General features: G+C 67.1%; 1 protein-coding gene. It reads right to left on the reverse strand.

Annotated features, from left to right (window positions below):
- Positions 1-39 precede the first annotated feature (39 nt).
- On the reverse strand, positions 40-493 hold a 454-nt coding region (locus tag AC1DYG_RS19420; protein ID WP_477641492.1), incomplete at its 5' end, for an Ig-like domain-containing protein.

Here is a 493-nt window from a genome sequence, read left to right on the forward strand (position 1 = left end):
CTGTGTCAACGGCGCACCCCGTTTGCGAGCTGGTGCCTGTCAGGAGGAACCGAACAGGTTACCGAGGCTGCCGAAACCGCCGCCGGGGTTGGTCGCGCCGGGCACGATCAGCGTCTGCGGCGCCGCTGACGAGCTGGTGAACCCCGCGGCACCGGTGAACTCCGCGGTGACGTTGTAGGTGCCGGAGTTGGCGAACGTCGTCGTGAGGGTCGCGACACCGTCGACCACGTCGACCGGTCCACCGATCAGTGCGTCACCGATCTTGAACTGCACCTTGCCCTTGGCGTTGGCCGGGTCGACCGTCGCCTCGAGAACCACCGGCACGTTCTTCTCGACCGTGCCGAGCGGGGCCAACGTGGTCGTGGTGTCCACGTCCGCCGGAGCGGGCGTGGTGACGCTGACCGGGTAGGCCAGCGAGGCGGACGGGGCGAATCCCGTTGTGCCGGTGAACTTCGCAACAACCTTGTGGGTACCAGTGCTGGTGAAGGTGTAC

This window comes from Pedococcus sp. P1_H8 (assembly GCF_056405175.1).